Here is a 6,750-nt window from a genome sequence, read left to right as displayed (position 1 = left end):
CCCGATAAGCCAGCCCCCCTGCAAGGGGTCGCTTTCTTTTGGTTACTTTTCTTTACGAGTAAAGAAAAGTGACACCTCCATGTGCCCAAGATCCCGACGCCACTCCGCCTTTAGGCCCTGCAACCCTAAATCAGGTCCCTACAAAATTCCAATAAAAAAGAAACCGCATCACTTAATTTTAAAAAAGCCATTAAACCAGAACGGTTGGATGGCAGTACGTAGAATAAAAAAGATGGAATAAGCCGAACGCATATCAACGTTGTGGGAATCCGACGTTAGCAAGAACACGCTGGATTTTGGCGCACCTGCTGGTTTTGTGCTTCATGCGGCACTTATAGAATAACTTCGGGCTTTCCCGCCCTTGCACGCATCGGCAAGCTTTATGCACGGCCAGACAAGCCACGGCAAGGACGCAATGCTAACTTCGCTCTCCATGACAAGGCAGTTGCCAGATGCCCAACCCCACCGGAGACAACGATGAATGCACCCGTAGCAGCCCGCGGCCTGGACCAGGCCATCCGCAATGCCATGCTGATCGACGGCGAGTGGCGCCAGGCCGCGTCCGGCGAGACCTTCGCCGTGTTCGATCCCGCTACCGGCGAGGAGATCGCGCGCGTGCCGGCGGGCGCGGCGGCGGATATCGATGCCGCCGTCGCTGCTGCCGGACGCGCCTTTGCCAGCGGCCCGTGGCGCGCCATGATGCCGGCCCAGCGCGAGCGCCTGCTGCTCAAGCTGGCCGACCTGGTGGAGCAGCATGGCGACGAACTGGCTCGTCTTGAAACCCTGAACAACGGCAAGCTGCTGGCCTTCTCGCAAGGGTTGGAAGTGGGCGGCAGCGCGCAATGGCTGCGCTATATGGCCGGCTGGGCCACCAAGATCGAAGGCAGCACGCTGGACGTGTCGGTGCCGTTCCCGCCGGGCACGCGCTACAGCGCCATGACGCGGCGCTCGCCGGTGGGCGTGGTGGGCGCCATCGTGCCGTGGAATTTCCCCTTGCTGATGGCGGTCTGGAAGATCGCGCCGGCGCTGGCCTGCGGTTGCACGGTGGTGCTCAAGCCCGCCGAGGAAACGCCGCTGACCGCGCTGCGGCTGGCCGAACTGGCGCTGGAGGCGGGTTTCCCGGCCGGCGTGCTCAACGTGGTGACCGGTGACGGCGTGCCCGGCGCGGCGCTGGTCGCGCATCCCGGTGTCAACAAGATCACCTTCACCGGCTCCACCGAGGTGGGCCGCCTGATCGGGGCGCGCTGCGGCCAGGATATCCGCCGCGTTTCGCTGGAGCTGGGCGGCAAGAGCCCGGTGATCGTGCTGGACGATTGCGATCCGGCGCATGCCATCCAGGGCGCGGCCGGCGCCATCTTCCTCAACCAGGGCCAGGTCTGCACGGCCGGCTCGCGCCTGTACGTGGCGCGCCGGCACTACGACCAGGTGGTCGAAGGGCTGGGCAAGGTGGCGAACGCCACGGTGCTGGGTTCCGGCCTCGACCCGGCCAGCCAGATGGGGCCGCTGGTGTCGGCGCGCCATCGCGACAAGGTGATGGGGCTGATCGGTACCGGCCGCAGCGAAGGCGCGGAGATCGTGGCGGGTGGCGATGCGCTGGACCGGCCCGGCTACTTCGTCCGGCCCACGGTGGTGGCCAATGCGGCATGCAAGGACCTGACGCTGGTGCGCGAGGAAGTCTTCGGGCCGGTGGTGGTGGCCATGCCGTTCGACGATCCCGAGGCCGTGCTGGCCGAGGCCAACCGCTCGGAGTACGGCCTGGGCGCCAGCATCTGGAGCAACGACCTGCGCGCGGTGCAGCGCCTGGTCGACGGGCTGGATGCCGGCACGGTCTGGGTCAATACGCACAATATCGTCGATCCCAATATGCCGTTCGGCGGCTACAAGGCTTCCGGGGTCGGGCGCGAGCATGGCCGCTCGGCCATCGAGGCCTACACCGAGATCAAGTCGGTCTGCATCGCTTACTAAAGCGAAGACGGCAGCGAACCGCATCGATCCGCCGCGCTTGCCGCCTGGCAGCGCGGCGGCTTCCTTGCGTCTCGACACCCAATGTCCTGTTATATCAAGCCGAGGATCGTCGGGGTAATCCCGGGTGTGTAAAACGCACGCGCTCGCGCCATTCTTAGGCTTTGCAAATCCCGTGGCACGGGCCGGCCATCGCCGGCGTGCCGTTGGGCAGACGCTGGCACGGAACCAGCCTGGCGTTCCCCGCAAAAGAAGCAAGAAGAAATAAGAAAGAGGAGACACAATGAGCCACCAATCCAAGCGGGTTTTCTCCTGCGGCCAGGGTGCCGCGCCGCGCGCCGGCAATCAACGCCGCTTGCCTCGCGCGATGGCCGTCTTTGCGGTGGGCCTGGCCGTGGCCTCGCTGGCGGCCGCCCAGGCCAAGGCGCCCGGCAAGGTGGCGAGCGCCGACCATATCCGTGCCGTGACCCGAAGCGTGGATGGCGCCTTTATCGAAGCCAACGCCGCCAACACGCCCGACTGGCCCAGCTATGGCCTGGACTACGCGGAAACCCGCTTCAGCCGGCTCTCGCAGATCAACGCGGACAATGTGAAGGACCTCGGGCTGGCCTGGTCCTATGACATGGAATCCACGCGCGGGGTGGAAGCCACGCCGCTGGTGGTGAACGGCATCATGTACGTCAGCGCCTCGTGGAGCGTGGTGCATGCCATCGATACCCGCACCGGCAAGCGCATCTGGACCTTCGACCCCAAGGTCGACAGGTCGATCGGCTACAAGGGCTGCTGCGACGTTGTCAATCGCGGCGTGGCGCTCTACCAGGGCAAGGTGTTCGTCGCCTCCTACGATGGCCGCTTGATCGCGGTCGATGCCGGCACCGGCCGCAAGCTGTGGGAAAAAGACACCATCATCGACCGCAGCCACTCCTACACCATCACCGGCGCGCCGCGCGTGTTCAAGGGCAAGGTCATCATCGGCAATGGCGGCGCCGAGTACGGCGTGCGCGGCTATATCACTGCCTACGATGCCAACAGCGGCGAGCAGAAATGGCGCTGGTTCACCGTGCCGGGAGATCCCGGCAAGCCGTTCGAGGACGAGTCGATGGCCAAGGCGGCCAAGACCTGGGACCCGGCCGGCAAATGGTGGGAAGCCGGCGGCGGCGGCACCGCCTGGGATACGCTGGCCTTCGACCCGGAACTCAACCTGATGTACGTGGGCACGGGCAATGGCTCGCCCTGGTCGCGCAGCAAGCGCAGCCCGGCCGGCGGCGATAACCTGTACCTGGCCTCCATCGTCGCGCTCGACCCGGATACCGGCAGGTACGTCTGGCACTACCAGGAAACCCCCGGCGACAACTGGGACTACACCTCCACCCAGCCCATGATCCTGGCCGACCTGAACATCGGCGGCAAGGCGCGCAAGGTGATACTGCACGCGCCCAAGAACGGTTTCTTTTTCGTCATCGACCGCACCAACGGGCAGTTCATCTCGGCCAGGAACTTCGTCGATGTGAACTGGGCCACCGGCTACGACCAGAACGGCCGCCCCATCGAATTGCCGGAAGCGCGCGCCGGCGACAAGCCGTATGACGCCATCCCCGGCCCCTATGGCGCGCACAACTGGCATCCGATGTCGTTCAATCCGCAGACCGGCCTGGTCTACCTGCCGGCCCAGCATGTGCCGCTGAACCTGATGGACGACAAGAACTGGACCTTCAACGGCAAGCAGCCCGGCCAGCCGCACGGCAACGTGGGCTGGAACACCGCGAAATTCCTCAATGTCGAAGCGCCGGCCAGCAAGCCGTTTGGCCGCCTGATCGCCTGGGACCCCGTGCAGCAGAAGGCGGTCTGGACCCAGGAGCAGGTCTCGCCGTGGAATGGCGGCACGCTGACCACGGCCGGCAACCTGGTGTTCCAGGGCACTGCCGATGGCCGCTTCATCGCCTACAACGCCACCACCGGCGCCAAGCTGTGGGAATCGCCCACCGGCACCGGCGTGATTGCCGCGCCGGTGAGCTATATGGTCGACGGCAAGCAGTATGTGTCGGTCGCGGTCGGCTGGGGCGGTGTCTACGGGCAAGCCCAGCGCGCCACCGAGCGGCAGGGGCCGGGCACGGTCTACACTTTCGCGGTGGGCGGCAAGGCGCCGCTGCCGGCCTTCGTGCAGTACCGCGCGGGCGAACTGCTGTCGGGCGTGAAGTACGACCCGGCCAACGTGGCGGCCGGCACGGCGCTCTACGTCAGCAACTGCGTGCTCTGCCACGGTGTGCCTGGCGTGGACCGCGGCGGCAATATTCCCAACCTCGGCTATATGAATACCGCCTACATCCAGAACCTGGACAAGTTCATCTTCAAGGGGCCCGCCATGGCACGGGGCATGCCGGACTTCAGCGGCAGGCTGAGCATGGAGGACGTCGAGAAGATCAAGGCCTTCATCCAGGGGACGGCCGACGCGATCCGGCCCAAGTAGGCCGCGGGGCCAGGGGGCGGCACCGCTGGAAGCCATCCGATCGATGGCCCCATCGATCCATCGATCCATCGATTCATCATCTGACGGGAGGAGTATGGCAGGCATCAACGGCGGCGCGCGAAGCCGGAGACGGGGTTCCGGACTGGCTTCCCGCCGGCTGTGTTACGTGGCGGCCGCCATGTTCGCCACCGGGCCGGGCGTTGCACCGGCCGAGGAAACGCTCCCCGACGTAGTGGTGAGCGCCAGCCGGGCCGAGCAAAAGCGCTTCGACGCGCCAGCCGCGATCGATAGCGTTGCCGTCGATTCGCTGGCCGCGCCAGGTCCCCTGATCAATCTGTCCGAGTTGCTGACTGGCGTGCCCGGCGTGGCGGCGCGCGAGCGCCAGAACTACGCGCAAGACCTGCAGCTCGCGGTGCGGGGTTTTGGCAGCCGCTCCACCTTCGGCGTGCGCGGCGTGCGGCTGTTCGTCGACGGCATTCCCGCCACCATGCCGGACGGGCAGGGCCAGGCCGCCACCGCCGATCTCACCAATGCCAGCCGCATCGAGGTCTTGCGCGGGCCCTTTGCCCAGCTCTATGGCAACGCCTCGGGCGGGGTGGTGCAGATCTTCACGCCCGATCCGCCCAAGGCGCCGATGGCGCGCGCCACCTCCGGCCTTGGTTCGGATGGGCAGTGGATGGCCGGCGTGACGGTGGGCGGCGGCAATGACAGGATTGGCGCCGTACTGGACGCCTGGACCTTCGATACCGACGGCTATCGCGACCACAGCGCGGCGCGGCGCCGCCAGCTCAATGCCAAGGTGGTGGCCGAGCCGGTGGCTGGCACCAAGGTCACCGCGCTGTTCAACAGTTTCAGCCAGCCGCTGGCGCAGGACCCGCTCGGCCTGACGCGGGCGCAGGCCGACGCCAACCCGCGCCAGGCGGTGGCGCTGGCCAGCCAGTTCAATACCCGCAAGACCGTCGACCAGAACCAGGGCGGCGTGCTGGTGGAGCAGCGGCTGAGCGAAAAGGACAGCCTCGAATTCCGCATCTACGGCGGTACCCGCCAGCTGACCCAGTACCTGGGTTTCAGCGGCATCGCGCCGAGCTCGGCGGGCGGCATTGTCGATATCGACCGTACTTACGGCGGCGGTGCGCTCTCCTGGCACCACAACACCACGCTGGCCGGGCTGCCGCTGACGTGGAGCGCCGGGGCCGATGCCGACGCCATGCGCGATGCCCGCACCGGCTATGTCAACCAGAACGGTACGCAGGGCGCCCTGCGCCGCGACGAAACCGACAAGGCGCGCAGCCTGGGCGCCTTTGCCCAGTTCGACTGGACCTGGCACCCCGCGTGGCGCCTGGTGGGCGGCGTGCGCGCCAGCCAGGTCCGGCTGCGCATCGACGATCATTTCGTGACCGCCGCCAGTCCCGACGACAGCGGCACTGCCACGTACAACAACGTGAGCCCGGTGCTGGGCGTGGTCTGGCAGGGGCTGGATTCGCTCAATGTCTATGCCAACCTGGGCCGCGGCTTCGAGACGCCGACGCTGACCGAGGTGGCCTACGGTCCTGGCGGCACCGGCACCAACCTTGGCCTGCAGCCATCCAGCAGCCGCCAGGGCGAGCTTGGCGTCAAGTGGCAAGCCAATGGCCAGCGCCTGGAGGCTGCCTTGTTCGATGCCGGCAGCCATAACGAGATCGTGCCGCTATCCAACGACAACGGCCGCAGCGTCTACCAGAATGTCGGCGGCGTGCGCCGGCGCGGGCTGGAACTGGGCTGGCACGGCGCCTTCGGCCCGGGGCAGCGGTTCGGCACCGGCCTGGCCTATACCTGGCTCGATGCTTCCTTTGGCGACGCCTTCCGCAATGCGCAAGGGCAGACCGTCGCCGCCGGCAACCGCCTGCCCGGCACCGCCCGCCATAGCCTGAGCGCCGAGGCGACTTACCGGCCGCTGGCCGGGCTGACGCTGGGGGTGGAGATGCGGGTGGAAGGGCGGGTCTTCGCCGATGACCTGAACACCCAGGCCGCGCCGGGCTACGCCAGCTTCAACCTGCGTGCCGGCTATGCCTTCCGCGTGGGCAAGGTGCGCTGGTTCGCGTTTGGCCGCATCGACAATCTCGCCGACCGGCGCTACATCGGCTCGGTGATCGTCAATGAAAGCAATGGGCGGTACTTCGAGCCGGCGCCGGGAAGGCGGTTTTTTGTGGGGCTGAGGGCGGAGATCTGAGACGCATCCAGCGGGCATGCGGGTGGTTCCGCCACCGGTTCGCGGCAAAATCACCCCGCACGGCCGCCGCCGCGATTTGGCTCGGCTACACTGTCACGGTGCCTGGCCCTGC

General features: G+C 66.8%; 3 protein-coding genes. All 3 read left to right on the top strand.

Annotation, left to right across the window (positions count from 1 at the left end):
- Positions 1-477 precede the first annotated feature (477 nt).
- The 3 genes from styD to P3W85_RS25040 all read left to right on the top strand — a co-directional run bounded on the left by styD (position 478) and on the right by P3W85_RS25040 (position 6,638).
- Positions 478-1,965: a phenylacetaldehyde dehydrogenase StyD gene (styD, locus tag P3W85_RS25050; protein WP_276266743.1), complete on the top strand. Its 1,488-nt coding sequence runs from the start codon at positions 478-480 to the stop codon at positions 1,963-1,965.
- A 280-nt stretch (positions 1,966-2,245) separates the two neighbouring features.
- Positions 2,246-4,429: a PQQ-dependent dehydrogenase, methanol/ethanol family gene (locus P3W85_RS25045; protein WP_017228701.1), complete on the top strand. Its 2,184-nt coding sequence runs from the start codon at positions 2,246-2,248 to the stop codon at positions 4,427-4,429.
- A 178-nt stretch (positions 4,430-4,607) separates the two neighbouring features.
- Positions 4,608-6,638 (top strand): TonB-dependent receptor family protein, encoded by a 2,031-nt coding sequence (locus P3W85_RS25040; RefSeq protein WP_276266742.1) that lies wholly within the window; start codon positions 4,608-4,610, stop codon positions 6,636-6,638.
- The last annotated feature ends 112 nt before the right edge of the window (positions 6,639-6,750 follow it).

It is taken from the genome of Cupriavidus basilensis (assembly GCF_029335485.1).
Lineage (GTDB): Bacteria > Pseudomonadota > Gammaproteobacteria > Burkholderiales > Burkholderiaceae > Cupriavidus > Cupriavidus basilensis_E.
Note: the sequence above shows the minus strand (reverse complement) of the source record. Positions and strands in the feature narration are given on the sequence as shown.

What these genes read in the sequence shown, in the direction of transcription:
- P3W85_RS25045 (WP_017228701.1), top strand. Translation starts at nt 2,246, where the DNA reads ATGAGCCACCAATCCAAGCGGGTTTTCTCCTGCGGCCAGGGTGCCGCG.
- P3W85_RS25040 (WP_276266742.1), top strand. Translation starts at nt 4,608, where the DNA reads ATGTTCGCCACCGGGCCGGGCGTTGCACCGGCCGAGGAAACGCTCCCC.
- styD (WP_276266743.1), top strand. Translation starts at nt 478, where the DNA reads ATGAATGCACCCGTAGCAGCCCGCGGCCTGGACCAGGCCATCCGCAAT.